The sequence below is a fragment of the Anoxybacillus ayderensis genome (genome assembly GCF_000833605.1).
Lineage (GTDB): Bacteria > Bacillota > Bacilli > Bacillales > Anoxybacillaceae > Anoxybacillus > Anoxybacillus ayderensis.
Map to the genome: position 1 here is coordinate 1 of NZ_JXTG01000023.1, position 26,007 is coordinate 26,007.

Annotated in this window: 24 protein-coding genes, 12 tRNA genes, 1 rRNA gene and 1 pseudogene; 33 read left to right on the top strand and 5 right to left on the bottom strand. The window is 42.8% G+C overall.

The window, feature by feature from the left end; genetic code table 11:
- A pseudogene (locus JV16_RS16020) lies at positions 1 to 167 on the bottom strand (ISL3 family transposase); the annotation flags it as partial.
- A gap of 221 nt (positions 168 to 388) precedes the next feature.
- Between JV16_RS16020 and JV16_RS13145 the strand changes: the two are divergent.
- From JV16_RS13145 to JV16_RS13190, 10 genes are all read left to right on the top strand, one after another.
- On the top strand, positions 389 to 1,024 hold the full coding sequence (locus tag JV16_RS13145; protein WP_019416563.1) for a TetR/AcrR family transcriptional regulator: 636 nt from the start codon (positions 389 to 391) through the stop codon (positions 1,022 to 1,024).
- Between the two features lie 98 nt (positions 1,025 to 1,122).
- Complete coding sequence (locus JV16_RS13150; protein ID WP_042536272.1) at positions 1,123 to 2,265, top strand: acyl-CoA dehydrogenase; 1,143 nt, start codon at positions 1,123 to 1,125, stop codon at positions 2,263 to 2,265.
- 143 nt (positions 2,266 to 2,408) lie between these two features.
- Positions 2,409 to 3,770, top strand: a complete 1,362-nt coding sequence (accC, locus tag JV16_RS13155) for an acetyl-CoA carboxylase biotin carboxylase subunit (RefSeq protein WP_021095843.1) — start codon at positions 2,409 to 2,411, stop codon at positions 3,768 to 3,770.
- Positions 3,763 to 3,975: an acetyl-CoA carboxylase biotin carboxyl carrier protein subunit gene (locus tag JV16_RS13160; RefSeq protein ID WP_021095842.1), complete on the top strand. Its 213-nt coding sequence runs from the start codon at positions 3,763 to 3,765 to the stop codon at positions 3,973 to 3,975. Before accC ends, JV16_RS13160 begins: the two co-directional genes overlap by 8 nt.
- Before the next feature lie 10 nt (positions 3,976 to 3,985).
- Complete coding sequence (locus tag JV16_RS13165; protein ID WP_021095841.1) at positions 3,986 to 4,876, top strand: hydroxymethylglutaryl-CoA lyase; 891 nt, start codon at positions 3,986 to 3,988, stop codon at positions 4,874 to 4,876.
- Positions 4,876 to 5,658, top strand: coding sequence for an enoyl-CoA hydratase (locus JV16_RS13170; RefSeq protein WP_035063618.1), 783 nt, complete (start codon positions 4,876 to 4,878; stop codon positions 5,656 to 5,658). Before JV16_RS13165 ends, JV16_RS13170 begins: the two co-directional genes overlap by 1 nt.
- Before the next feature lie 5 nt (positions 5,659 to 5,663).
- On the top strand, positions 5,664 to 7,211 hold the full coding sequence (locus JV16_RS13175; RefSeq protein ID WP_021095839.1) for an acyl-CoA carboxylase subunit beta: 1,548 nt from the start codon (positions 5,664 to 5,666) through the stop codon (positions 7,209 to 7,211).
- Between the two features lie 193 nt (positions 7,212 to 7,404).
- On the top strand, positions 7,405 to 8,073 hold the full coding sequence (locus JV16_RS13180) for a polysaccharide deacetylase family protein (protein WP_021095838.1): 669 nt from the start codon (positions 7,405 to 7,407) through the stop codon (positions 8,071 to 8,073).
- Positions 8,074 to 8,087: 14 nt separating this feature from the next.
- A complete protein-coding gene (locus JV16_RS13185) occupies positions 8,088 to 8,669 on the top strand; it encodes a DedA family protein (protein WP_021095837.1) in 582 nt (193 codons plus the stop codon).
- Between the two features lie 14 nt (positions 8,670 to 8,683).
- Positions 8,684 to 9,796: a UDP-N-acetylglucosamine--LPS N-acetylglucosamine transferase gene (locus JV16_RS13190; protein WP_021095836.1), complete on the top strand. Its 1,113-nt coding sequence runs from the start codon at positions 8,684 to 8,686 to the stop codon at positions 9,794 to 9,796.
- 16 nt (positions 9,797 to 9,812) lie between these two features.
- On the opposite strand, the gene JV16_RS13195 is transcribed toward JV16_RS13190, so the two are convergent.
- Genes JV16_RS13195 through JV16_RS13205 form a run of 3 tightly spaced genes read right to left on the bottom strand, consistent with a single transcriptional unit; the run spans position 9,813 to position 13,476 of the window.
- Positions 9,813 to 10,943 carry a Ger(x)C family spore germination protein gene (locus tag JV16_RS13195; protein ID WP_021095835.1) on the bottom strand — a complete coding sequence of 377 codons (1,131 nt, stop codon included), beginning with the start codon at positions 10,941 to 10,943 and terminating at the stop codon, positions 9,813 to 9,815.
- A complete protein-coding gene (locus JV16_RS13200) occupies positions 10,940 to 12,403 on the bottom strand; it encodes a spore germination protein (protein WP_021095834.1) in 1,464 nt (487 codons plus the stop codon). Before JV16_RS13200 ends, JV16_RS13195 begins: the two co-directional genes overlap by 4 nt.
- A complete protein-coding gene (locus tag JV16_RS13205; RefSeq protein ID WP_021095833.1) occupies positions 12,400 to 13,476 on the bottom strand; it encodes a GerAB/ArcD/ProY family transporter in 1,077 nt (358 codons plus the stop codon). The genes JV16_RS13200 and JV16_RS13205 overlap by 4 nt, the downstream gene beginning before the upstream one ends.
- Positions 13,477 to 13,627: 151 nt before the next feature.
- On the opposite strand from JV16_RS13205, the gene JV16_RS13210 reads away from it, so the two are divergent.
- The 9 genes from JV16_RS13210 to JV16_RS13250 all read left to right on the top strand — a co-directional run bounded on the left by JV16_RS13210 (position 13,628) and on the right by JV16_RS13250 (position 23,396).
- Positions 13,628 to 14,692 (top strand): D-alanine--D-alanine ligase, encoded by a 1,065-nt coding sequence (locus tag JV16_RS13210; protein WP_021095832.1) that lies wholly within the window; start codon positions 13,628 to 13,630, stop codon positions 14,690 to 14,692.
- 9 nt (positions 14,693 to 14,701) lie between these two features.
- Complete coding sequence (locus tag JV16_RS13215; RefSeq protein WP_042536274.1) at positions 14,702 to 16,078, top strand: UDP-N-acetylmuramoyl-tripeptide--D-alanyl-D-alanine ligase; 1,377 nt, start codon at positions 14,702 to 14,704, stop codon at positions 16,076 to 16,078.
- A 145-nt stretch (positions 16,079 to 16,223) separates the two neighbouring features.
- Positions 16,224 to 17,630: a degradosome RNA helicase CshA gene (cshA, locus tag JV16_RS13220; protein WP_042536282.1), complete on the top strand. Its 1,407-nt coding sequence runs from the start codon at positions 16,224 to 16,226 to the stop codon at positions 17,628 to 17,630.
- A gap of 47 nt (positions 17,631 to 17,677) precedes the next feature.
- Positions 17,678 to 18,040 (top strand): holo-ACP synthase, encoded by a 363-nt coding sequence (gene acpS, locus JV16_RS13225; RefSeq protein WP_021095829.1) that lies wholly within the window; start codon positions 17,678 to 17,680, stop codon positions 18,038 to 18,040.
- 74 nt (positions 18,041 to 18,114) lie between these two features.
- Complete coding sequence (locus tag JV16_RS13230; RefSeq protein ID WP_021095828.1) at positions 18,115 to 19,134, top strand: LolA family protein; 1,020 nt, start codon at positions 18,115 to 18,117, stop codon at positions 19,132 to 19,134.
- A 94-nt stretch (positions 19,135 to 19,228) separates the two neighbouring features.
- Positions 19,229 to 20,386 (top strand): alanine racemase, encoded by a 1,158-nt coding sequence (gene alr, locus JV16_RS13235; RefSeq protein ID WP_042536276.1) that lies wholly within the window; start codon positions 19,229 to 19,231, stop codon positions 20,384 to 20,386.
- 151 nt (positions 20,387 to 20,537) lie between these two features.
- Positions 20,538 to 20,819 carry a CopG family ribbon-helix-helix protein gene (locus JV16_RS13240; RefSeq protein WP_003398486.1) on the top strand — a complete coding sequence of 94 codons (282 nt, stop codon included), beginning with the start codon at positions 20,538 to 20,540 and terminating at the stop codon, positions 20,817 to 20,819.
- A gap of 4 nt (positions 20,820 to 20,823) precedes the next feature.
- The gene (ndoA, locus tag JV16_RS13245) at positions 20,824 to 21,174 is read left to right on the top strand and encodes a type II toxin-antitoxin system endoribonuclease NdoA (protein ID WP_003253417.1); all 351 of its coding nucleotides are present in this window, start codon (positions 20,824 to 20,826) and stop codon (positions 21,172 to 21,174) included.
- A gap of 56 nt (positions 21,175 to 21,230) precedes the next feature.
- Positions 21,231 to 23,396: a Tex family protein gene (locus JV16_RS13250; protein WP_021095826.1), complete on the top strand. Its 2,166-nt coding sequence runs from the start codon at positions 21,231 to 21,233 to the stop codon at positions 23,394 to 23,396.
- On the opposite strand, the gene cmpA is transcribed toward JV16_RS13250, so the two are convergent.
- Positions 23,391 to 23,504, bottom strand: coding sequence for a cortex morphogenetic protein CmpA (gene cmpA, locus JV16_RS15590; protein ID WP_085789152.1), 114 nt, complete (start codon positions 23,502 to 23,504; stop codon positions 23,391 to 23,393). The genes JV16_RS13250 and cmpA overlap by 6 nt on opposite strands.
- Positions 23,505 to 23,577: 73 nt before the next feature.
- Between cmpA and JV16_RS13255 the strand changes: the two genes are divergently transcribed.
- The 14 genes from JV16_RS13255 to JV16_RS13320 form a co-directional block, all read left to right on the top strand.
- Entirely contained in the window at positions 23,578 to 24,033 is a 456-nt protein-coding gene (locus JV16_RS13255; protein ID WP_021095825.1) for a SprT family protein, read from the top strand.
- 281 nt (positions 24,034 to 24,314) lie between these two features.
- A tRNA-Asn gene (locus JV16_RS13260) sits at positions 24,315 to 24,389 on the top strand.
- Positions 24,390 to 24,391: 2 nt separating this feature from the next.
- Positions 24,392 to 24,484, top strand: a tRNA-Ser gene (locus tag JV16_RS13265).
- Positions 24,485 to 24,500: 16 nt separating this feature from the next.
- Positions 24,501 to 24,572: transfer RNA gene (locus JV16_RS13270), tRNA-Glu, on the top strand.
- A gap of 39 nt (positions 24,573 to 24,611) precedes the next feature.
- Positions 24,612 to 24,684, top strand: a tRNA-Val gene (locus tag JV16_RS13275).
- 8 nt (positions 24,685 to 24,692) lie between these two features.
- A tRNA-Asp gene (locus tag JV16_RS13280) sits at positions 24,693 to 24,768 on the top strand.
- A gap of 49 nt (positions 24,769 to 24,817) precedes the next feature.
- Positions 24,818 to 24,892, top strand: a tRNA-Gln gene (locus JV16_RS13285).
- Between the two features lie 10 nt (positions 24,893 to 24,902).
- Positions 24,903 to 24,978: transfer RNA gene (locus tag JV16_RS13290), tRNA-Lys, on the top strand.
- A 5-nt stretch (positions 24,979 to 24,983) separates the two neighbouring features.
- Positions 24,984 to 25,067: transfer RNA gene (locus tag JV16_RS13295), tRNA-Leu, on the top strand.
- A gap of 23 nt (positions 25,068 to 25,090) precedes the next feature.
- Positions 25,091 to 25,173 (top strand) — tRNA-Leu (locus tag JV16_RS13300).
- A gap of 58 nt (positions 25,174 to 25,231) precedes the next feature.
- A tRNA-Arg gene (locus JV16_RS13305) sits at positions 25,232 to 25,308 on the top strand.
- A gap of 18 nt (positions 25,309 to 25,326) precedes the next feature.
- Positions 25,327 to 25,403 (top strand) — tRNA-Pro (locus JV16_RS13310).
- Between the two features lie 38 nt (positions 25,404 to 25,441).
- A tRNA-Gly gene (locus JV16_RS13315) sits at positions 25,442 to 25,512 on the top strand.
- Positions 25,513 to 25,570: 58 nt separating this feature from the next.
- Positions 25,571 to 26,007: ribosomal RNA gene (locus tag JV16_RS13320) — 16S ribosomal RNA — on the top strand; the annotation flags it as partial.

A 26,007-nucleotide genomic window follows, 5' to 3' on the forward strand; every position in this document is an offset into this window, starting at 1 on the left:
TGCTTCTTTTTTCCTGTCATTTTGATCGTGCGTTTCAAGCAGACAGGACATAACGGGCATTGTTCAGGTAGAGAAAGTTCGAAAATCCAACGATCTCCTTCTTTTCGCACCTTTTGAATCAAAACATCTGGTAAATCGATGAGTTCTTTGATAAACTGAGAGTACATGCGAATTTTCCTCCAATGGTTTGGTTTGGTCACCTTTACCATACAGGAAAATTCGCATTTTTTGTACCCTCTATTTTCGCTATGCACACCGATCTTAAATCATCAAGTACAACTTGTGGTGAAGAGCCTTTTTTCTTAATAAAATACTACTTGCTAGAACAAAAAATCATTTAACTTTTCTGAAAATTGTGTTAAAATACAACAAAAAGGAGTTTGTACGCATGGTTGAAAAGCAATTAAAAGACCGCATTATTGAAACGGCGCTCACGTTGTTCGAAAAGTATGGATATCATGGAGTAACGGTTGATCGAATTGTTGCTGAATGTGGAGCGTCAAAAGGGGGATTTTATCATAATTTTAAGTCGAAAGATGAATTGCTTTACCATATTCATGATGTGTTTATTACGTATGTGCTAAATAAAGCGCAAGAAGCATATGTAAAATATAAGACGCCGACTAAGCGGCTATGTGCAATCATTCAGTCGTTTGTCAGAGTTTTTCATATATATAAACCGCACATTACGGTGTTCAATCAAGAGGCAGCATATTTAAAGCCGGAATACGCTGAAAAAATTAACGCAAAACGTGAGCAGTATAAGCAAATTATTTTTCAAGTGCTTCGTGAAGGTATTGAAGCAAAACAATTTCGTGCAGAAGTACCTGTTGAAATTGCGGGATTGTCGATTATCGGCATGGTCAACTGGATGTATAAATGGTATAAGCCTGATGGACCGATGTCGATTGAACAAATCGCCACAGCCTTTAACGATTTAATTTTACATTCGCTTTTGACAGAAGAGGCGAAGCGAGATGAAGATATTTCGTCATTTCTTTTGTCGCATGTGGGCGACGAATGACGAATGTTGCATAGCGTACAGACCAACTAGTCGGTTTGCTATCAAAACAGGCTTGTTGGTTTCATATATTTTCATTTTTATAGAGGGGGAGAAAAGCGATGCATTTTGAATTAACGAAAGAACAACAAATGATTAAAGAGATGGTTCGCGATTTTGCGGAAAAGGAAATTGCCCCATACGCGTCGAAATGGGATGAGGAGGCCATTTTTCCAATTGAGACGTTCAAAAAAATGGGCGAGCTTGGACTGTTTGGCATTCCGTTCCCTGAACAATATGGCGGTTCTGGTGGAGACACGATTTCGTATGCGATTGCGGTTGAAGAAATTGGTCGAGCGTGTGGCGGAACAGGGTTAAGTTATGCGGCAGCTGTATCGCTCGGTGCTAGTCCAATTTACTATTTTGGGACAGAAGAGCAGAAGAAAGAGTGGCTTGTACCGATGGCAAAAGGTGAGGCTTTCGGCTCGTTCGGATTAACGGAGCCAAACGCAGGGTCTGATGCGGGCGGAACGCAAACGCGTGCGATTCTAGAGGGCGATGAGTACGTCATTAACGGAGAAAAATGTTGGATTACAAATGCAGGTTATGCCCGCCAAGTGATTGTAACCGCTGTCACAGGAAAGGATGAACGAGGAAAAAATATTATTTCTGCGCTCATCGTTCCGACGGATACGCCAGGGTTTTCGATTAATTGTCATTATAACAAGATGGGCGTTCGTGCATCCAATACGTGTGAGCTTGTTTTGCAAGATGTACGTGTGCCAAAAGAAAATATATTAGGCGATCCGAAAAAAGGATTTAAGCAGTTTTTATATACGCTAGATGGGGGACGCATTTCCATTGCGGCGTTAGCTGTCGGCATCGCGCAAGCCGCATTCGAGAAAGCGCTTCAGTATGCAAAGGAGCGAAAACAGTTCGGGCAACCGATCGCGAAATTTCAAGCCATCCAGTTTAAACTTGCTGACATGGCCATGCAATTGGAGCTTGCGCGCAATATGGTGTACAAGGCGGCGTGGTTAAAAGATCAAGGCAAGCCGTTTACAAAAGAAGCAGCGTATGCGAAATTATTTGCTTCCGAAACAGGATTTCACATTTGTAATCAAGCGATTCAAATTCACGGTGGATACGGATATATGAAAGAATACGGCGTTGAACGTCATCTTCGCGACATCAAACTGATGGAAATTGGCGAAGGGACATCGGAAATTCAGCGGCTAGTCATTGCTCGTCAACTAGGATGCTAGATGAACTTACATTCCTCGCACAATACGAAGCTACGAATAAGTAACCTCTATGCAACATTTCTAACAAATACGATCACTTCATATTTGCACCATTCACAGCAATGAATAATCCATTCGAAAATGAAATATTGAGGGGGAGTCTCATGTTCTCAAAAGTACTTATTGCTAATCGAGGGGAAATTGCTTTACGTATCATTCGCACGTGCCAAAAGCTTGGCATTCAAACGGTCGCCATCTATTCGGAAGCGGATGCCGACTCGCTTCATGTAAAACAAGCGGACGAGGCGCATGTGGTTGGAAAAGCGCGCGTGAATGAGAGCTATTTAAATATCGAAAAAATCATTTCGATTGCAAAAGAAGCGAAAGCGGAAGCCATCCACCCTGGTTACGGTTTGCTTTCAGAAAATGCAACATTTGCTCGTCGATGCGAAGAGGAAGGGATCGTCTTTATCGGTCCAAAACCGGATGTCATCGCGAAAATGGGGAGTAAAATTGAAGCAAGACAAACGATGGCGGAAGCAGGGGTGCCGATTGTGCCCGGCATCTCCTTTCCGCTTGCTGATGTCGAGGAAGCAGCACATGTAGCAAACAACATTGGCTATCCGGTCATGTTGAAAGCATCGGCAGGCGGTGGAGGGATTGGCATGCAACTTGTTTATGACGAAGAGCAGCTACGCAAAGCATTTGAAGGAAACAAAAATCGTGCCGCTTCCTTTTTTGGAGACGGAGCGATGTATGTCGAAAAATATATTGATAATCCGCGCCATATTGAAATTCAACTGTTAGCCGATCAACACGGAAACTGCGTGTATTTATGGGAAAGAGAGTGCTCCATTCAACGTCGACATCAAAAAGTTGTTGAAGAAGCCCCATCCCCGTTTTTAGACGAAGAAACGCGCAAAAAAATGGGAGAGGTGGCTGTGCAAGCGGCAAAATATATTGGATATACGAACGCAGGGACGATTGAATTTCTCGTGGACGAGCAAAAAAACTTTTATTTTCTTGAAATGAATACACGCTTGCAAGTAGAACATCCCGTCACAGAAGAAATTACGGGCATTGACATTGTCGAACAACAACTACGCATTGCAGCGGGAGAAAAACTTTCTTTTTCACAAGCTGAAGTAAAACGGGAAGGGCATGCGATTGAAGTGCGTATTTACGCCGAAGACCCAAACACATTTTTCCCTTCTCCTGGAACGATTACATCTTTACAACTGCCGAGCGGGGAACATGTACGCCATGAAATTGCGGTACAAAGCGGTTCTGTCGTTACCCCTTTTTACGATCCGATGATTGCCAAATGTATTGTCAAAGGAAGCGATCGACAAACAGCTATCGCAACGATGATTGAAGCATTACGTGAGTATAAAATCGAAGGAATTAAAACGAATATACCGATGTTAATGGCTGTATTAACACATGAAGCATTTCAACAAGGGCATACGACAACAAACTTTGTGAATACGTATATGAACAAAAAAGGAGGGAAAACACATGCATGAAGTTGTCGCGTTAATGGCAGGGAACGTATGGAAAATTGTTGTGCAAGTAGGTGATGTCGTTGAAGAAGGACAAGACGTTGTCATTTTGGAATCGATGAAAATGGAAATACCAGTCTCTTCACAAGTAAGTGGGGTAGTCAAAGCGATTCGTGTACAAGAGGGAGATTTCGTAAACGAAGGGGACGTATTAATCGAAATCGAATAGGGGGGCATGTATGCGCGTAACAGTAAAAGAAGTCGGACCGCGTGACGGGTTACAAAATGAGCCGACATTTATTCAAACGGAGGATAAAATTGCATGGATTAATCAACTTTCGAAAACAGGGCTGACATATATAGAAGTGACGTCGTTTGTCCATCCGAAATGGATTCCGCAGCTTGCCGATGCGTATGAAGTTGCTTCTCGCATTGAGCGAGTAGAAGGAGTGACATATGCTGCGCTTGTGCCAAACAAAAAAGGATTAGAAGGTGCGCTAGCAGCGAATATGGATGAAGTCGCTGTATTTATGTCGGCAAGCGAAACACATAATCGAAAAAATATTAATAAGTCAATCGAAGAAACGTACCCGGTGTTAAAAGAAGTGATTGACGAAGCGAAGCGAGCAAACAAAACGGTTCGCGGTTACGTATCAACTGTGTTCGGCTGTCCGTACGAAGGAAAAATCAGTATTGAACGCGTCATCTCTGTTTCTGAACGATTGTTTGAGCTTGGGATTGATGAACTGTCGCTCGGTGATACGATCGGTGTCGCGAATCCCGTCCAAGTCCAACAAACATTAGAACAGCTATTGAAGCGGTTTTCAGCTGAGAAGATGGCACTCCATTTTCATAATACGCGCGGTATGGCGCTTGCAAACGTGTTTGCATCGCTGCAAATGGGCATAACCATTTTTGATAGTTCACTCGGTGGGTTAGGCGGTTGTCCGTATGCTCCAGGGGCATCTGGGAATTTAGCGACAGACGATTTAGTATATATGCTTACACAAATGGGGATCGAATGCGGTGTCCAGTTGGAACCTTTAACAGAAGCAGCACGATGGATAGAAGAGAAAATTGGCCGTCCGCTTATGAGTCATCACCTAAACGTTGTAAGGGGGAATAGATGATGATGGAAGCTGTTCTTTATTCCACAATTGATGCAGGGGTGGCAGTTGTCACGTTAAATCGACCGGATGCAGCGAACGCTCTTTCATTAAAAATGTTAAACGAACTGCAGCGCATTCAAGCGGAACTGAAGTTAAATCGAAACGTGCGGGCAGTCATTGTCACAGGTGCGGGGCAAAAAACATTTTGTGCAGGGGCAGATTTAAAAGAGCGGGCAAAAATGAATGAAACACAAGTGCGTCAAACGGTTGCGCTCATTCGAGAAACGATCAATGGGTTTGAACAGTTGCCTCAACCTGTTATTTGTGCCCTGAACGGTGGAGCTTTTGGCGGTGGACTTGAATTGGCGCTTGCATGTGATATTCGCATCGCTGCTGAGCATGCCACGATGGGACTGACAGAGACAGCGCTTGGCATCATTCCTGGTGCAGGAGGGACGCAACGCCTTCCACGGCTTATTGGGATCGGGCGCGCAAAAGAGATGATTTATACAGCAAGGCGCATTTCGGCGCAAGAAGCAGAGCGGATTGGTTTAGTCGAGCGCGTCGTTTCTGCTGAACAATTGTTAGATGAGGCGTTTACGATCGCGACAGCGATCTCGAATAACGCTCCGATTGCCGTTGCTCAAGCGAAAGCAGCAATAAACCATGGGGTGCAAGTCGATATGCATACAGGGCTTGTCATTGAACAAATGGCGTATGAGCGAACGATTCATACAAACGACCGATTAGAAGGATTACGAGCATTCAAAGAAAAACGAAAACCGGTGTACAAAGGGGAGTAAAGGACATGATTTCAAACGAACAATTATCGCTTGTTGAACAGCTACAACAAAAACGAAAACAAATTGAACAAGGGGGCGCGCGCAAATATCACGAAAAAAACGCTGAGCAAGGGAAATTGTTTGTGCGCGATCGCTTGAAACTGTTATTTGATGAAGGGCTACAATTTGAAGATGCATTTTTCGCCAACTGTTTAGCGGACGGACTGCCGGCAGATGGTGTCGTGACAGGAGTCGGGAAAATTAACGGACAAACGGTATGCGTTATGGCAAATGATTCGACCGTCAAGGCAGGTTCGTGGGGGGCAAGAACAGTAGAAAAAATTATTCGCATTCAAGAAACGGCTGACAAACTACGATGCCCGATTTTATATTTAGTCGATTCCGCTGGTGCGCGCATCACGGATCAAATTGAAATGTTCCCAGGACGACGGGGAGCCGGACGTATTTTTTACAATCAAGTGAAATTGTCTGGAAAAGTGCCGCAAATTTGCTTATTGTTCGGACCGTCAGCTGCAGGTGGGGCGTACATCCCTGCGTTTTGTGATATCGTTATTATGGTCGAAGGAAACGCTTCGATGTATCTCGGTTCACCGCGCATGGCGGAAATGGTTATCGGTGAAAAAGTGACACTTGAGGAGATGGGTGGCGCTCGCATGCATTGTTCTGTTTCGGGTTGCGGTGATGTGCTCGTAAAAACGGAAGAAGAAGCGATCGCCTTTGCGCGTAAATATTTGTCGTACTTTCCAGCTAATTTTAGTGAAAAACCGCCGGTGGCGGAACCGAGAGAGCCAAAGGCGTTTGACCAAACGATTGAAGAACTCATTCCGAAAAATCAAAATGCCCCGTTCAATATGTACGATTTAATCGACCGTGTGATCGATGAAGGATCGTTTTGCGAAATCAAAAAGCTGTTTGCACCTGAACTCATTACAGGTCTTGCACGCATTAACGGCCAACCGGTTGGGATTATCGCTAATCAACCGCGCATGAAGGGCGGCGTGTTGTTTCACGACTCAGCCGATAAAGCCGCGAAATTTATTACACTGTGCGATGCATTCCATATTCCGCTCATCTTTTTAGCAGACATCCCTGGTTTTATGATCGGAACGAAAGTGGAACGAGCAGGGATCATTCGTCATGGTGCAAAAATGATTTCAGCGATGTCAGAAGCAACTGTGCCGAAAATTTCAATCATTGTACGAAAAGCATACGGAGCAGGATTATACGCTATGGCAGGACCAGCTTTTGAACCGGATTGCTGCTTAGCTTTCCCGCATGCACAAATTGCTGTCATGGGACCAGAAGCAGCGGTAAACGCGGTATATGCGAATAAAATTGCTGAACTGCCAGAAGAAGAGCGAGCCGCTTTTATTGAGCAAAAACGTGAAGAATATCGAAAAGACATCGATATTTACCGACTTGCTTCTGAAATGGTTGTCGATGGCATTATTGCGCCAAATGAGTTACGTTCTGAACTCATTCGGCGATTAGATGCATATATGTCGAAATATGTGGTATTTTCTGAACGAAAACATGGGGTTTACCCTGTGTAGTTGTCAAGACATATGGTACAATGGAGGCGATGTGTTGTAACATCGCCTTTTTTTTCGGGAAATTTCCCCGGAAATCGACAACAATTTGCACATGTTGTCGATGAAAAGAAAGATGAATTTGTTTTTTTAAAAAACGCTCTTTGTTCCATATTTCCTGTATCTTTTTGTATAATCGAGAAAGGGGATTTGACGTTTGATTTACATATGGCTTATCGCACTATTTTTCATTTATAGCATATTCCCAACGTCGATTGTCCGTATTTCCTCATTTCGTGTACAAAAGAGAGTGAAAAAAGGCGTAGCATTAACGTTTGATGATGGTCCAGATCCACTTTACACGCCTCAGTTGCTTGATTTATTAAAAAAATACAATGTAAAAGCAACGTTTTTCGTTGTCGGCTGGAAGGCGAAAAAATACCCACATCTTATTCAAAGAATGCATGAGGAAGGGCATACGATCGGTTTGCACCATTATTACCATACGAGCAACTGGTTTCTTCCGCCGCTTGTGACGGAATGGGAGCTTGAACGATCAGCACGTGTCATTGAGCACATGACAGGCGTTCGTCCGGTATACTATCGTCCGCCATGGGGACATTTAAACATATGGACGGTGTTGATGCAAAAAAAGTATAAAATCGTCATGTGGACATATATTCTTGGTGATTGGAGAACTTCATTAGGTGTGGATCGCCTTTATGAGCGGTTAATGAGCAGTATAAAAGATGGGGCGATCATCGTATTGCATGATAGCGGTTCGACCATTGGGGCTGACGAACATGCGCCAGCGAACATGTTACGAGCATTAGAGCAATTACTGCAACATTGTTCTGTTCAATGGGTAAAAGTGAACGAGCAATAAAGGGGAATGAGGAAATGGAAGCGAACAACATTTTAATGTATATTCAATCCCACGGTTATATTGTATTATTTCTCTCGTTATTTTTCGGTATTGTCGGTATTCCCGCACCTGAAGAATCACTTTTGTTTTTCGTCGGCATATTTATTTCACACGATCAATTGCATTTATTTAAAAGCTTATTTTTCGCGATTTCCGGGGCGACAGTTGGGATGGTTGTTGCCTATATGGCTGGCTATACGTTTGGTTCAGCGCTGTTATTTAAATATGGACATTATATTGGTTTTCATCGTCGGCGTTATCGGTATGTTTATCGTCACTTTCGAAAACGAGCTCCTTGGATTATTACATTTGGTTATTTTATTCCAGGTGTTCGTCAGTTATCTCCATACATGGCTGGGGTTGTTCGCGTTCCATTTCTCCCGTTTCTTTTTTTGTCGTTTATTGGATCAGCGTTTTGGATTAGTTTATTTATATTTGTCGGGAAGTTTCTTGGGGAGCGTATACATATTCCTCTTTACTTATTACCGTGGATAACGATTGTATTTTTTAGTTTATTTTTCATTGGGCTATATGTGAAAAGAAGAAAAACAAATTAAAGGGAGTTCGCATAATGATGAACATTCTCGTACTACCTTTGTTTCAAATGTCATCTGGCCATCATCAGGTGGCCGATGCGCTCATATATTCATTGCAACATCGTTTTCCTAACGTTTCTTGCGAAAAACTTGATTTCTTAAGTTATTGTAATGAACAAATGGAAAGGCGAGTAGCGGACTTTTATCTTCGCTGGATTTCGTTATCACCGCACTCATATGAGTGGATGTACCAACGATGGATGAAAAAATTTGAACAACCAGCGATGGAACCGTGGTTGCTTTATTTTGAAAAGAAGATGAAACGTCTCCTTCAAGAGAAAAAACCAGATCTCGTCATATGTACGCATTCGTTTCCTTCGCACGTGTTGCAGCGATTGAAACAAAAAGGCGCTGTAACAGTGCCTGTTATAAACGTATATACAGACTTTTTTTTAAGCGGCATTTGGGGAAAAACAGCGATTGATTATCACTTCGTTCCGCATGAGGAAGCGAAGCGGTCGCTATGTACGAGGTTTCGTATCGAGCGTCATCGCGTCATTGTGACAGGCATTCCGATCCATGAACATATCGTACCTGCGCAAAAAATAAAGCGACGGATGAATAAACATATTTTAGTGGCTGGCGGCAATCAAGGACTAGGGAAGATGAAACAATTTTTAAAAAACGCTAACCATTCACAGTTAACGTATTCTGTTTTATGTGGTAAAAATGAAAATTTATATGAAGAATTAAAAAGTTGGAACGACCCGCGTATCCGTCCGTTCCGATACATCTCGGATCGAGCAAAAATGAACGAATTGTACGATGAAGTTGATGCGGTTGTGACAAAGCCGGGTGGTGTCACGATGAGTGAAGTGCTCGCAAAAAAACTGCCTGCTTTTACACTTTCGTATTTGCCAGGACAAGAACAAATAAATTTGCATTATTTAAGAAAAAAAGGACTTATTTATCTTCTTCGGGACAATGAGCCTTATGACCAACAATTGATGCGTATATTAACGAATGATGAGGAAATGAATGAATTAGAAGAGCGGATCGAGAGCTATTGGCTCGGACGTGAAAAAACAGCGCAAGAAGCGCTTGCTGAATGGATTGAAACGAATATATATGCAATGAAAAAGCGATGAAATTTGCTCATCGCTTTTATTTTTTTGATTTTCCGTATGTGTCAATGCTTAATTTGACATTGATTTTTTCTAGTGTATCATTTGTGAGCGAAACGAATCCGTTTGTCGTATATTTGCGCCAGTCATTGACGTTTTGACGGTACAATGCGTTCGATAATTGAAGTGTATCGACACCTTCTTTTACTCCGTGCTGGAATAAGCTTTTTATTTCTTTCTCGACTGTTTTTGTTGCGTACTCAATAATTTGTTTCTCAGACATTTGTTCGCGAAGTTCAATGATGCTCCCCGTTGCTTGTATATCAACGGTAAATACAGGGTGACCGTCTTTTATTTTGTACGATATGCTTGCTTTCGGTGCGCGCACGACGAGCGTACCAATCATGTTGCCGTTTGGTTGAATATAAATGGGCGTTCGTCCTGTGCCTTTTGTTACCCAGCGCAAGCCATCTAGTTTATGACGCGGAAGGCATGCTTGTTTATCATAGCGATGTAGAAAACAAACACCGTCTATTTTTAACATCTGTTTCTTTTTTTTATTTTCCGTCCAACTTTTCGTTTCCACCGCAAGAGAAGGGAGTGGAAAGGTGACCGCTTTTTCGTTGGAAGCGGCAATGAGTTGATTCAGTCGCTTCGGTTGAATAAAAGAACTTTGTTCGTAAATGTCTGTCGGATTAGCGAGCAAAGAAAAATATGGTGAATAATCTAGAAATGGTGTTGTTTCAAAAATATGTTCAATCGATTCCTTAGTTGTAAATGCCCAGATCGTATGACGAATTTCGTTGTAACGATCAAGTACATCAATGACATTGCGCACAAGCCCTTTTTTGAGCGCCCGTTCTGTAAAAACGATTCCTTTCACATGTCCCCATGATACACGTTGTTGAATCGCATAATATAGCCGATCTGTCGCAACGTTAAACGTTTCCCCCTTTGCTTTTCCAACGGTAACCGTTGATTTTTGTCTTCCGCCGCCTGCTTCTGCTTTCGCAAGCCCTGTAAAACTAATAAGTTGGGCGTAGGCGATTACTTGTCCGTCTTTGTAGTCCACGCCGATCGCATGAATATAAGCAAGATGATCAATTTCTTTCATCCCCCAGCAGCCGGTTAAAAGGAAACAAAAAAAACAACAAATAAGCGCGCGAGTCATGATTCGTCACCCGGTGTATTATCGTTCGTTTTTAACATTTTCGGGCGAATTTTAAACTTCTTCCATCCGCTCGTAATAATCACTTTCCATATATCTCCTGTTACTGGAGAAATCGGTGCCAAATACGGGACACCAAACGATGTTAAGTTTACAGTATAAACTAAAAGAAAAAACATCGATGCAATAAAACCGAAAAGCCCGAGCATAGAAGAAGCGGCAAGGACGATAAAACGTAAAATGGACACCGTCCCAGCAAGCGATTGATTCACAAGTGTAAATGTTGCGACAACAGATGTTGCCATGGCAACAAGTGTTCCGGGCGCTGCCAGTCCGGCGTTAATGGCGGCCTGACCGATAATAAGACCACCGACGACCGATAACGTTTGTCCAATCGCGATCGGAAGCCGCATGCCTGCTTCTTTAAAAATTTCAAATAGACTGATCATAATAAACGCTTCTAAAGGAGCAGGGAGCGGAACCCCTTGCCTAGCGAGAACGATCGTAGCTAATAACGTAAACGGTAGTTGATCTTGATGGTATGTTATAATGGCTACCCAAAGCCCCGGCAGAAACACAGCGATGCTTACTCCGATTAGTCGAATAAGGCGTTGAAATGACACGAACACAAACGATGTGCTATTGTCTTCAGATGTATTTAATAGAAAAGTTAAATTTGACGGCCCAATTAAGGCAGTTGGTGATCCATCAACAAAGACAGCGAATCGTCCGCTCAGTAGTGCGTTGACGACAAAATCAGGGCGTCCAGAGTAAGCGAAAACGGGAAATAAAGAAAAATATTTTTCGCTTAACAATTCTTCTAATTGGTTTGTTCCTGTTAAGGCATCAATGTTAATTGTGCTTAAGCGACGCTTTAATTCAACAACCGTTTCTTGATTAATAATGTCTTTAATATATAAAATATCAACTTTCGTCCGACTTCTCTTACCAATTAATACTTGTTCAACATGCAAGCTGCTCGTTTTTAGCCGCTTTCGGATGAGCGCGACGTTTTTCGCCACTTCTTCAATAAACCCGTCTTTCGGTCCGCGAATGGATACTTCGGTGTTCGGTTCTTCTGGATTGCGATTCGGTGGATTCGCAAGCGAAATGGAATACATCGCTTCCGCTTCTACAAAGTAAATGACTAAATCCCCATTAAAAACGATAAAATCAAGCTGCTGGGCAGAGACCGATTTTCCGATTAAATGAAGCGGCATTTGTTTATATTTCTCAATGTCCGTTACTGAATATAGCGGATATCGTTGTCCCATGCGTGTAATTGTTGGGAAAATAAATTGTTTGAGTAACTTCGTGTCACATAATTCTTCACAATAAATGAAAATAAGCGAGAGTGGCTTTCGTTCTTCTGAATAAATGGTAGCTGGCATAATGACAACATCTTTACATTGCGCAAAATGTTCTTTTAACGTTCGCTCATCGACAATGATTTCAGCGGTCATGCGGACGCTCTCCTTTCTTTTATACGTATCGCTAACGCGAGGACAAATAATGATGTTGAAAGAAAACAAATGAAGAAAAATGAAATCGGCAGTATCCATTTTTTTAACATATGAAAAAACGTATAATCACTCATCGGTGTCATTGCAGCGAAGAAAATGACGACGTATACAAATATTAAAATCCATCGCCGCGAGGCTTTATTTGTTATGTCAAATAACTCTGGAATGAGCGCTGTCGCAAGCGAAATGCGAATAAACGCCCCTGCTATCCATTGATACACCGATAAAAAATCAAAATGCTCTAAATACGTCCCTAAATTCACCATTCGCCATTGCTCAAAGGCAGGGTAGCGTAAATGACTAGCTTCTGCTGGTCCAAACTCTGTAATGGCTCCAATTGTTGGACCGATCGATAAACTGGCGGCTACAAGCCCGAATAAAACGAGCTTCATAAAAGAAATGTTCGTTTTCATTTGTTGTTGCATAAATAGTAAAAGAACAATTTCACCATATCCGGCAGCGACGTACATCACTCCCTTCCAAACGGGCATCCAGCCATTTTCGAGCATCGGCTTTAACAGTTCATAATTTTTATGTGGGATCGTCGCTAAAGCGACAAATATGCCGAACAATACGACGAAAGGTAAAATAATACCTGACGTTTTAGCGATCGATGGCAAGCCGATGGAAGCATTATAAAAGCAGATGATACAAAGTGTAACAACTATCGCCCAGTTCGGTGTTGCCGTTAAATATGATGTCGTTGTAAACGTTGTCGTATCTTTTAATGTCACAATGCTAATGATGAGTAAATATAAACATGTGACAGAAGCGATAAAATAGGCTATTGGAGCACCGATATTTTCTTTTAGCCATTGAAAGATGTGCGTTTGTTGTGATTGTTTTATAGGAAAATAAATGAGAGGAAGAAACATGACAAGCAATATAAGCCCGATAATGGTCGAGATCCACGCATCTCGTCCAGCAATTTCAAGTAAAACAGGAATGATGATGACATGATTCATAAGACCGATCGATAACATTAAAACGAATAACATTTGTATCGTATTCATAAACACACACCTTTTCCCTTGTTGTATTTTTATCGTTTCCAAACAGGGAAATGATATGCATTGTCACCATCTAGGCTCGTTTCACCATATAAATAAAAAAGTAGTTGTGCTACAATAAATGAAGTGAATGAACAGTCGAGGAGGAACGAACATGAAAATGACGTTAGGTGTATTATATGGCGGCAAATCGCCTGAACATAAAGTATCATTGCAAACGGCGCGTTCGGTTATCAATGCGATAAATAAAGAAAAGTTTCGTGTCGTACCCATTTATATTACAACCGATGGAGAATGGTTGCGTGGGGAAGCGATTGAAGGGGAAGTGCAAGATGTGAAGCAGCTTGCGTTTCAGCAAGGTTTGCCAGCACTTGCGTCTATTGCGAATCGTTCGGAAAAAAATGAGGAGCGCATTGATGTCATTTTTCCTCTTTTACACGGGCCGAACGGAGAAGATGGAACGGTGCAAGGAATGTTAGAATTATTAAACGTGCCGTATGTTGGGAACGGTGTGCTAGCATCAGCTGTCGGTATGGATAAAGTTGTTATGAAGCAACTGTTCGCACAAGCGGGATTAAAACAGGCGCGTTACGTCTTTTTCTTGAAAAAAGAATGGGAAAAATATAAAGAGACTGTATATGAAACAGTAGAACGTGAGCTTGGCTATCCGTGTTTTGTCAAACCAGCCAATGCTGGTTCGAGCGTAGGAATAAGTAAATGTAAAAACCGTGAGCAGCTACAAGTGGCATTCCAAGAGGCGTTTCGTTACGATCGAAAAGTCATCGTCGAAGAAGCGATTGTTGGCCGTGAAGTAGAAATTGGGGTGATCGGAAACGATGAGCCAATTTGCTCTGTTGTTGGGGAAATTGTGCCGAAAAAAGAATTTTACGATTACGAAGCAAAATATGTCGATGGAAATACAGAATTAGTTATTCCAGCGAACATTACAGATAAAGAATACGAAACGATAAAACAAATGGCACTTACCGCTTTTAAAGTGCTCGATTTAGCTGGATTAGTCCGCGCCGACTTTTTCTTGACGGCAGATGGGGAGGCGTATATTAACGAAGTCAATACGATGCCGGGCTTCACGCCGTTTAGCATGTTTCCGCTTTTATGGAAACATACCGACGTATCGTATGAGGAGTTAATTGAACGTCTCATTCAACTAGCGATTGAGCGATATGAAGAAAAACAAAACATTACGTATGTGTTTTAAGGTGATAATATGATTACACGTTCATTAGCTGACATTCAAACAATGATTCCAGGCAGTACGATTGATGAGCGTTTTTCTGCCGTTGTCATTCACGGTGTGTCGACAGATACGCGCACAATTGAGCAAGGAAATTTATACGTTCCGCTAAAAGGAGCGACATTTAACGGCCATCAATTCGTCATGCAGGCGTTTGAAAAAGGGGCAACAGCTGCATTATGGAGCAAACATGAGCCAAATGCACCGAAAGATGTGCCGCTCATTTTTGTTGATGATTCGCTCGTTGCATTGCAACAGCTAGCCCATGCGTATCGAAAACAACTTCGTGCGCGCGTCATCGGGGTGACAGGGAGCAATGGAAAGACGACGACAAAAGATATGATTGCCTCATTGCTTGGGACAGTATATCGTGTGCAAAAAACAGAAGGGAATTTAAATAATCATATCGGTGTGCCGCTAACGCTTCTCCGCCTCAAAGAAGAAACAGAATATGCGGTCGTTGAAATGGGCATGAGCGGCTTTGGAGAAATTGAATTACTCTCTACCCTAGCTGAACCAGATGTTGCGATTATTACAAATATTGGTGAATCACATTTACAAGAGCTCGGTTCGCGTGAAGGAATTGCAACAGCGAAGTTTGAAATTGTAAAAGGATTAAAGCGTGACGGACTGTTTATTTATCACGGGGATGAACCGTTGTTGCAAACGCGTGTGGAAAACGCTAATCTTTCGCATGTTCAAACGTTTGGGATGGAGACGACAAACGATTATTATCCGCTTGATATTCATGTTCAAGCGGATGGAACGGTGTTTGAGGTAAATTGTTGGCCAAATGAAACGTTTCATATGCCGCTTCTTGGCCGTCACCATGTGATGAACGCCCTTGCGGCCATGGCAGTCGCTCGTTTCGCTTCTGTTGATGTGTCCGATATGAAAAAAGGATTTTCGCGTTTATCTGTTACAAAAATGCGCACAGAAGTCATTAAACGTCATGACGGAGTGACGATCATTAACGATGCATATAACGCGAGCCCGACGTCGATGCGAGCTGCCCTTCAGTTGCTCGGACAATTGACAGGATATCGTAAGAAAATAGCGATTGTCGGCGATATGCTTGAATTAGGTGAGCAAGAAATCGCTTTTCACGAACAAATTGGCGAAATGATCGACCCACAAAAAATAGATTACGTATTAACGTACGGAGAGCGTGCGAAAGCGATCGCTGAGCGGGCAAGCAAACGGTTTAGCGAAGGACATGTTCGCTCGTATACAGATAAGGCGAAATTAGCCACAGATGTACAAGCGATGATGGGAGCGGGCGATGTTATTTTATTAAAAGCATCTCGCGGCATGAAGTTAGAGGAAATCATTTCTTTGTTAAATGAGTAAAAAGAGACGTTCAATTTGTTGAAAACATATGCATAAAATGGTATGATGAACAAGAGCTATTTACGGAATGAATTTCAACAAGGCACTTCCGTCTATACGGGAATGCCTTTTTTCGTAAGTTATTTGAAGAAGGAGTATGAAAACATTGGTTACATTTAAAGAATTTGATTTAAGTTCAGAAGTAATGAAAGCAGTTAGTAAAATGGGATTTGAAGAGGCAACACCGATTCAGGCGGCTACGATTCCGCTTAGTCTACAAAATCGTGACGTCATTGGCCAAGCGCAAACAGGAACAGGAAAAACGGCAGCATTCGGCATTCCGCTTGTTGAGAAAATTGATATGAACAACGATGCCGTGCAAGCGATCGTTGTTGCGCCAACGAGAGAATTAGCCATTCAAGTGTCCGAAGAGTTATATAAAATCGGTTCAACAAAGCGTGTGCGTGTTCTGCCGATTTACGGTGGGCAAGACATTGAGCGACAAATTCGGGCGTTAAAAAAACACCCGCACATTATTGTCGGTACACCAGGGCGCATTCTTGATCATATTCAGCGTCGTACGCTCCGTTTACAAAACGTGCATACGGTTGTGTTAGACGAAGCGGATGAAATGTTGAACATGGGGTTTGTGGAAGACATTGAGGCGATTTTAAGCCACGTGCCGACAGAGCGTCAGACGCTTCTTTTTTCAGCGACGATGCCAGAGCCGATCCGCCGCATCGCCGAACGTTTTATGGTCAATCCGGAGCTCGTTCGTGTCAAAGCGAAAGAAATGACTGTTCCGAACATTGAACAATATTATATTGAAATTCAAGAAAAGAAAAAGTTTGACACGTTAACGCGTTTATTAGATATTCAATCGCCTGAGTTAGCGATCGTTTTCGGAAGGACGAAGCGCCGTGTTGATGAGCTAGCAGAAGCGCTCAATTTGCGCGGCTATACGGCTGAAGGGATTCACGGTGATTTAAGCCAGGCGAAGCGTTTATCCGTGCTGCGCAAGTTTAAAGAAGGTTCGATTGATATTTTAGTTGCAACGGATGTCGCTGCACGCGGTTTGGATATTTCTGGTGTGACGCATGTATATAATTTCGATATTCCACAAGACCCAGAAAGCTATGTTCACCGAATCGGTCGAACAGGACGTGCAGGTAAAACGGGAATGGCGATTACGTTTGTTACACCTCGTGAAATCGGACAGTTACATCATATCGAGAAGACGACGAAGCGGAAAATGGAGCGCATGAAACCGCCAACGTTAGATGAGGCGCTTGAAGGTCAACAACGAGCAGCGATCGAAAAACTGCTTGCGACAATTGAGCATAACAACTTATCGTTTTACAAACGTGCAGCAGAAGAATTGTTAGAAGAGCACGACTCCGTTTCACTTGTTGCCGCATGTATTAAAATGTTAACGAAAGAGCCTGATATGACGCCAGTGCAGTTGACAGAAGAGCCACCGGTGATGAAAAAAGAGAAAAAGCGACAAGTGCAGACGCGTCAACGCCGCAATGAAACGCGTGGCCGTGGAGCAAAAACGCGTGCGAAACGATAGGAGCTGTCTTCGTAGATAGCTTCTTTTTCTTTATTGGAGGGATATGGATGATTGTTGGTATTGGAATTGACATTGTGGAATTAAGTCGTATTGCTCAGTTGATCGAACAACAACCGAAATTTATTGACCGCATTTTAACACATAATGAGCGCATTCGTTTTCAACAATTATCGCCAAAACGAAAAGTTGAGTTTATGGCTGGGCGCTTCGCGGCAAAAGAAGCGTATGCGAAAGCGGTTGGGACGGGGATTGGCACACATGTTTCATTTCACGATATTGAAATTCAAAATGATGAAAACGGTAAACCATATATCGTTTCCCCAGCATTGACTGAACGTGTGCACGTCTCCATTTCACATAGCGAACATTATGCTGTTGCTCAAGTAATCATTGAACGCTTGTCAAGCTAGTCTGCATATTCTCCCGCTTGACCTCATATGATGGCTTATGAAGGAAGTCCAAATGAGGTAAAGGGGTTGAAAAAATGAGACGAACATTGCTTTTTTGGTGCCTGCTTCTTTTCATTGTAGGCAGTTTGGCCGCTTGCGGAGAAAAGTCGCAACAAGATGTATTAAAAGCGCTCGATGAAAAAGTGCAAACGATGTCTGGGTACAAAGCAGAAGCAAAAATGACGCTTCAAACAGGAACAGAGCCACAAGTGTATGAAATTGAAATTTGGCATAAGTCGCCAAATTACTACCGAGTGAACTTAAAAAATGCCCAGCGTGACCAACATCAAATGATTTTGCGTAACGATGAAGGAGTATTTGTATTAACGCCTGCGTTAAATAAAAGTTTTCGCTTTCAAAGCGACTGGCCGCAAAACACAAGTCAAGTATACTTGTATGAATCGCTCGTAAAAGACATTTTAGCTGATTCGAAAGCAGATTTTAAAGCGACAAAAAACCATTACGTGTTCCAAACGAAGACAAATTACGAAAACAAAAAAATGTTGCCAAAACAAGAAATTACATTAAACAAAAAAGATTTAACTCCAGTGAAAGTGACCGTTATGGATATTGACTCGCAACCGATGTTAACTGTTGAGTTTTCAAAAGTAGAATGGAACGCCGCATTTGATGATAATGCTTTTGATGTCAGTAAAAACATGACGAGAGCGAAGTTAGAAAATGAGCAAGAAGCGACGACAGAAGCGAATCAACAAGCGGTGCCCGTCATGTATCCGACGTATGAGCTCGATGGGGTGAAGCTTGTTGAGGAAAAAGAATTTACAACAGCGAACGGCAAGCGAATCGTCATGACATTTGCCGGAGAAAAGTCGTTTACGCTTGTACAAGAAAAGGCGCATGCTGTACCAACAGCGAACGTATCGACAACCGTTAAAGGCGAGCCAATTGATTTAGGATTTGCGGTTGGAGCAATGACAAACGGAACGTTGACGTGGACGTATAAAGGAGTTGATTTTATTCTCGCTTCCCAAGACTTAACGAGAGATGAAATGGTTGCGATTGCTCGTTCCGTACAAGGAAAGATGATGAAGTAAGACTCGCGTGGCGGGTCTTTATTTTTTTGTTGACATGGCGCAAGGGGAAAAGAAATAATCAAACGTGAACACATTTTTGAAGGGGTTTGAAAGGATGGAGCAAGCATTTTATCGCGATACATGGGCAGAAATTGATTTAGATGCGATTTTTTATAATGTGCAATCGATGAAACAGCATGTCGGTCCACATGTCGATGTGATTGCTGTGGTAAAGGCAAACGCTTACGGGCATGGGGATATCCAAGTAGCGAAAACTGCGCTGGAAGCAGGGGCAACGAGATTAGCAGTCGCTTTTTTAGATGAGGCGCTAGCACTGAGAAAAAAAGGAATTTCTTCAGACGTCCCGATTCTCGTACTTGGAGCGACAAACGCTCAATATGCACCGTTAGCTGCCAGTCAAAACATTGCATTAACTGTTTTTCGAGCCGAGTGGTTTGAGCAAGCATTCATGTATGGACCGTATGAGCAACCGTTGAATGTTCATATCAAATTGGATACAGGGATGGGGCGGTTAGGAGCTAAAACGAAAGAAGAAGTGCAACAAATTGTAAACGTAGTTGAACAAAAAGACTCGTTTGTCATTGAAGGAGTATATACGCACTTTGCAACAGCCGATGAACAAAATGTTGATTATTTTTCGTTTCAATACGATACATTTATGCACATGCTAGAGTGGTTTCCTGTGAAACCTCCCCTCATTCATTGCGCCAATAGTGCAGCGGGACTGCGTTATCCTGATCGAGTATTTAATGCGGTACGCTTAGGCATCTCGATGTATGGGTTGGCACCGTCGCAAGAAATGAAACCATTGTTGCCTTATCCGTTAAAAGAAGCGTTCTCGCTCCATAGTCGTTTAACGCATGTGAAAAAGGTGAAAGCGGGAGAAAAAATAAGTTACGGAGCGACATATGAGGCGGAAGCAGATGAGTGGATTGGTACTGTTCCAATCGGTTACGCAGACGGTTGGTTACGTCGTATGCAACATTTTTCTGTTCTTGTTGATGGGAAGCGTGTCCCAATTGTTGGACGTGTTTGTATGGATCAAATGATGGTTCGTTTGCCGTATGAACTTCCCATTGGTACAAAAGTGACGCTCATCGGTGAACAGCAAGGTGAGCGCATTTCCGTTGATGATGTTGCGGCCCATTTGAACACAATTAATTATGAAATCCCTTGTACAATTAGTTATCGTGTTCCCCGTATTTTTTTAAAAAATAAGAGTATAATTGAAGTGAGAAATGCGGTATTATAGTAGATGGGTGGAATGAGAACGATTGTTTTCGAAAAATTTCTACAAAATTTGGACAAATGATGCTGGAAATGACTTTGCATCGCGATGATGAAATGGTATGATGTAAATTGGGAGCAACTATGTGGTGTAGTTTAGTTGGAGGTGTGTGTTTGTGTCTGAATCCAGCGCAACAACAGAAATTGTTATTCGGTTACCGCAGGCGTTAGTGAGCGAATTAGATGGAATTGTGAAGCAAGAAAACGGCAGCCGAAATGAGCTCATTTATCAAGCGATGAAAATGTACATCCGCGAACGGAAAAAACGTCAAATTCGAGAAGCGATGAGACGTGGGTATATGGAGATGGCGAAAATTAATTTGTCGCTTGCATCGGAGGCTTTTCTTGCGGAATATGAAGCTGACCACACCGTTGAACGCTTAGTTAGCGGGGGGTAATCTTTTGATTGTCAAACGTGGTGACGTGTATTTTGCCGATCTTTCTCCAGTAGTTGGATCTGAGCAAGGGGGCGTGCGCCCTGTGCTTGTTATTCAAAATGACATTGGGAACCGTTTCAGTCCAACCGTCATTGTTGCTGCCATTACTGCGCAAATTCAAAAAGCGAAGTTGCCCACACATGTTGAAATCGACGCAAAGCGCTACGGATTTGAACGGGACTCTGTCATTTTGCTTGAACAAATTCGGACGATCGATAAACAGCGTCTGACAGATAAGATTACCCATCTAGATGACGAGATGATGGATAAAGTAGATGAAGCGTTGCAAATTAGTCTTGGTCTTATTGATTTTTAATATGTCGAAAAATAGCTACATTGTGTAGCTATTTTTGTTTAGAGGAGGAATTTTGTTTGGAACTACTAAAGCAGTTGGCTATGAAATTACATATTCCATTTGTACACGTCCAACATGTTATTCAGCTTTATGAGGAAGGAAATACGATTCCGTTTATTGCTCGTTACCGAAAAGAAATGACTGGTGCGCTTGATGAAGTGCAAATTCGCACCATTTTAGATGAATGGAATTATTTACAAAACTTAACGAAACGAAAAGAAGAAGTGATTCGCTTAATCGATGAGCAAGGAAAATTAACGGACGAACTGAAAGAAGCGATTACAAAAGCAACGAAACTGCAAGAAGTAGAAGACTTATATCGTCCATATAAACAAAAGCGACGAACAAAAGCGACAATTGCAAAAGAAAAAGGGCTGGAACCTTTTGCAGAATGGTTATTAACGTTTCCGAATGAGTCGATTACAGAACGAGCACAATTGTTTATTGATGAGCAAAAAGAAGTACATACGATCGAAGAAGTGATACAAGGTGCCAAAGATATTATTGCTGAAAAAGTGTCCGATGACGCAACGCTTCGTCAATGGATTCGTCAGCAAACGTGGCAAACAGGAATGATCGTTTCTGTTGAAAAAGAAGTAGAAAAAGACGAAAAGCGTGTATTTGAAATGTATTACGATCATCGTGAACCGATCGCTAAAGCGCCCGCCCATCGTGTTTTAGCGATGAACCGCGGCGAAAAAGAAGAAGTTTTACGCATTGCAATTGATGTAGATGCTGAACGAATTATTACATACATTCGTAAACAAGTTATACGAAATGAGCGCTCATCGGCGGCCGACATTGTTGCTGAGGCGATTGAAGATGCATATAAACGTTTAATCGCCCCGTCTATTGAGCGAGAAGTACGAAATGAGTTGACAGAACATGCGGAAGAACGAGCGATCCACATTTTCGCTGAAAACTTACGCAACTTGCTGTTACAACCACCGTTAAAAGGGAAGGTCGTTTTAGGGATTGATCCAGCATATCGTACAGGATGTAAGTTAGCTGTTGTCGATGAAACCGGAAAAGTACTTCATATTGATGTCATTTATCCGCATCCACCGAAAAATGAGGTGGAGAAAGCGAAAGAAAAATTAAAGCAATTACTTCATACGTATCAAGTGGAGTTAATTGCCATTGGCAACGGAACGGCATCGCGAGAAACAGAGCAGTTTGTAGCCGATACAATTTCTGAGTGGGAAGGAAACGTGTTTTATTTAATTGTCAATGAAGCAGGGGCAAGTGTATATTCTGCGTCAGATTTAGCGCGGAAAGAGTTTCCACATCTACAAGTTGAGGAGCGAAGCGCTGTATCGATTGCTCGACGTGTTCAAGACCCGCTTGCTGAATTAGTAAAAATTGATCCGAAGTCTGTAGGGGTTGGACAATATCAGCATGACGTGTCGCAAAAAAAGCTTGAGCAATCGTTGCAGTTTGTCGTAGAAACGGTTGTCAATCAAGTCGGTGTAAACGTTAATACAGCTTCTCCAACGTTGTTGCAATATGTATCTGGTTTAACGAAGACAGTAGCCGAAAATATTGTAAAATATCGTGAAGAACACGGGAAATTTACAAATCGTGAGCAATTAAAACATATTCCACGCCTTGGAGCGAAAACGTACGAACAATGCATTGGTTTTTTGCGCATCATAGATGGAGATGAGCCGTTAGACCGTACACCAATCCACCCAGAACGTTATGAAGAAGTGTATCAATTGTTACGTCGCCTCGGTTTTTCGACAGAAGCGATCGGAAGTGAGCAATTGCGAGTTGCACTTGAAGGAATAAATATAGAAGAAACAGCACAAGAACTGAACATAGGGGTATTGACGCTTCAAGATATTATCGATGCGCTTAAGCGTCCAGAGCGCGATCCGCGCGATGATTTGCCAAAGCCTATTTTAAAGCAACATGTGTTGAAGATGGAGGACTTGAAAAAAGGTATGGAATTAGAGGGAACGGTACGAAACGTTGTTGACTTCGGCGTATTCGTAGATATTGGTGTAAAGCAAGATGGACTTGTTCATATTTCGAAACTAAGCAATCGATATGTGAAACATCCACTTGATGTTGTGTCAGTCGGCGATATTGTGAAAGTATGGGTTGATTCGGTCGATTTACAAAAAGAGCGCATCGCTTTAACGATGATTCCCCCAACATCGGAAAACACACTGTCATGAGCAGTGTGTTTTCCGGTAAAAAAACCAACATTGATTGAGAAGTTTAATTTGAGCGCGATTTTTTTCATAATATGCACGGCGCATTTGGTTTCTTAGCCACATCGGCATGACGATCACCTTCAAATTGTTTTTTTATTATGTTATGAGTAAAAGAGCCCAATAGTGAAAGGACGGAAGTAAAATGGATGAGCGCGAGTTGCAGGAGCTTGTTGAGCGCATATCGTTACATATATTTCATAAGCCGTTTCGGCATCGGGCGATATTTAACGACCGGTTAAAGACGACAGGTGGGAGATATTTACTTTCTACGCATAACATTGAACTGAATCGAAAATATTACGAACAACATGGGGAAGAAGAGCTCATTCAAGTAATTAAGCACGAATTATGCCACTATCATTTACACCTAGAAGGAAAAGGTTATCGCCATCGCGATCGTGATTTTCGAGAATTGTTACAAAAAGTACAAGCCCCACGCTTTTGCAAACCTGTTGTATTAGCAAAGACGGGAAAGAAATATTATTATGAATGCACATCATGTCATTATATATATGTGCGAAAAAAAGCGATGGATACGAATCGATATGTATGTGGACGCTGTCGAGGAAAATTAAAAAAAATAAAAAGAGAGTGTTGACAAGCCAAATCTTCATGTGCTAAATTATAAAAGCCGTCGTCATTCGATGAGAAAAAACAAGTGAAAAAAAGACGGTTGACAGACATAAAAAGAATAAATATAATATAAGCAGTCCTAATGATTAGATTGTTCCACAGTAGCTCAGTGACGAGCAATGCTTCTTTGGTTAGGCTGCGAGTTGCCTCGACGCATCCATCATCATTAAGTATGCTAGTAGAGGAAGAGGCAGTAAAGTTAAACTATAATATTGGTTAGGTAGTATGAATCACCTTTATTATTATTCCGCAGTAGCTCAGTGGTAGAGCACTCGGCTGTTAACCGAGCGGTCGTAGGTTCGAATCCTACCTGCGGAGCCATTGGAGAAGTACCCAAGTGGCTGAAGGGGACGGTTTGCTAAACCGTTAGGTCGTTCTTTTACGGCGCGCGGGTTCAAATCCCGCCTTCTCCGCCAGGAAGACAATGAACATGGCCCGTTGGTCAAGTGGTTAAGACACCGCCCTTTCACGGCGGTAACACGGGTTCGAATCCCGTACGGGTCATCCTTTGGAGTGCTCATTTTGTTCACTCCATTTTATTTCGGAGGATTAGCTCAGCTGGGAGAGCACTTGCCTTACAAGCAAGGGGTCGGCGGTTCGATCCCGTCATCCTCCACTCTTTTTGGTCCCGTGGTGTAGTGGTTAACATGCCTGCCTGTCACGCAGGAGATCGCGGGTTCGATCCCCGTCGGGACCGCCATTTAAAAAAGTTTTTTAGAGTGTTTTAACATACATGTTCGATTGTTTGTTGGGCTATAGCCAAGCGGTAAGGCAACGGACTTTGACTCCGTGATGCGCTGGTTCGAATCCAGCTAGCCCAGCCATTGATGTAACGAGCCATTAGCTCAGTAGGTAGAGCATCTGACTTTTAATCAGAGGGTCGGAGGTTCGAGTCCTCCATGGCTCACCATGTATGCGGGTGTGGCGGAATTGGCAGACGCACCAGACTTAGGATCTGGCGCCTTTGGCGTGGGGGTTCAAGTCCCTCCACCCGCACCAGTCGGTCGGTTTTTTAACAATATGCGGTCGTGGCGGAATGGCAGACGCGCTAGGTTGAGGGCCTAGTGGGGGCAACCCCGTGGAGGTTCAAGTCCTCTCGGCCGCATCTAAAAAACTTGACTTTGATTGATGAAATATGATATATTGAAAAGGTCGTTAAAAATGCGCCCGTAGCTCAATTGGATAGAGCATCTGACTACGGATCAGAAGGTTAGGGGTTCGAATCCTCTCGGGCGCGCCATGTTTATATCAATGAGGACGGGAAGTAGCTCAGCTTGGTAGAGCACATGGTTTGGGACCATGGGGTCGCAGGTTCGAATCCTGTCTTCCCGACCATCTCGTATGTAATGTTGATGAAAATTAATTAACAACGTGCGGGTGTAGTTTAGTGGTAAAACCTCAGCCTTCCAAGCTGATGTCGTGGGTTCGATTCCCATCACCCGCTTTGATGTTCCTTGAAAACTGAACGAAGCGAAAAGCGTACAGAAGCTAAGGATAACTTTTCTATGGAGAGTTTGATCCTGGCTCAGGACGAACGCTGGCGGCGTGCCTAATACATGCAAGTCGAGCGGACGATTCAAAAGCTTGCTTTTGGATCGTTAGCGGCGGACGGGTGAGTAACACGTGGGCAACCTGCCCTGTAGACGGGGATAACACCGAGAAATCGGTGCTAATACCGGATAACACGGAAGACCGCATGGTTTTTCGTTGAAAGGCGGCGCAAGCTGTCGCTACAGGATGGGCCCGCGGCGCATTAGCTAGTTGGTGAGGTAACGGCTCACCAAGGCGACGATGCGTAGCCGACCTGAGAGGGTGATCGGCCACACTGGGACTGAGACACGGCCCAGACTCCTACGGGAGGCAGCAGTAGGGAATCTTCCGCAATGGACGAAAGTCTGACGGAGCAACGCCGCGTGAGCGAAGAAGGCCTTCGGGTCGT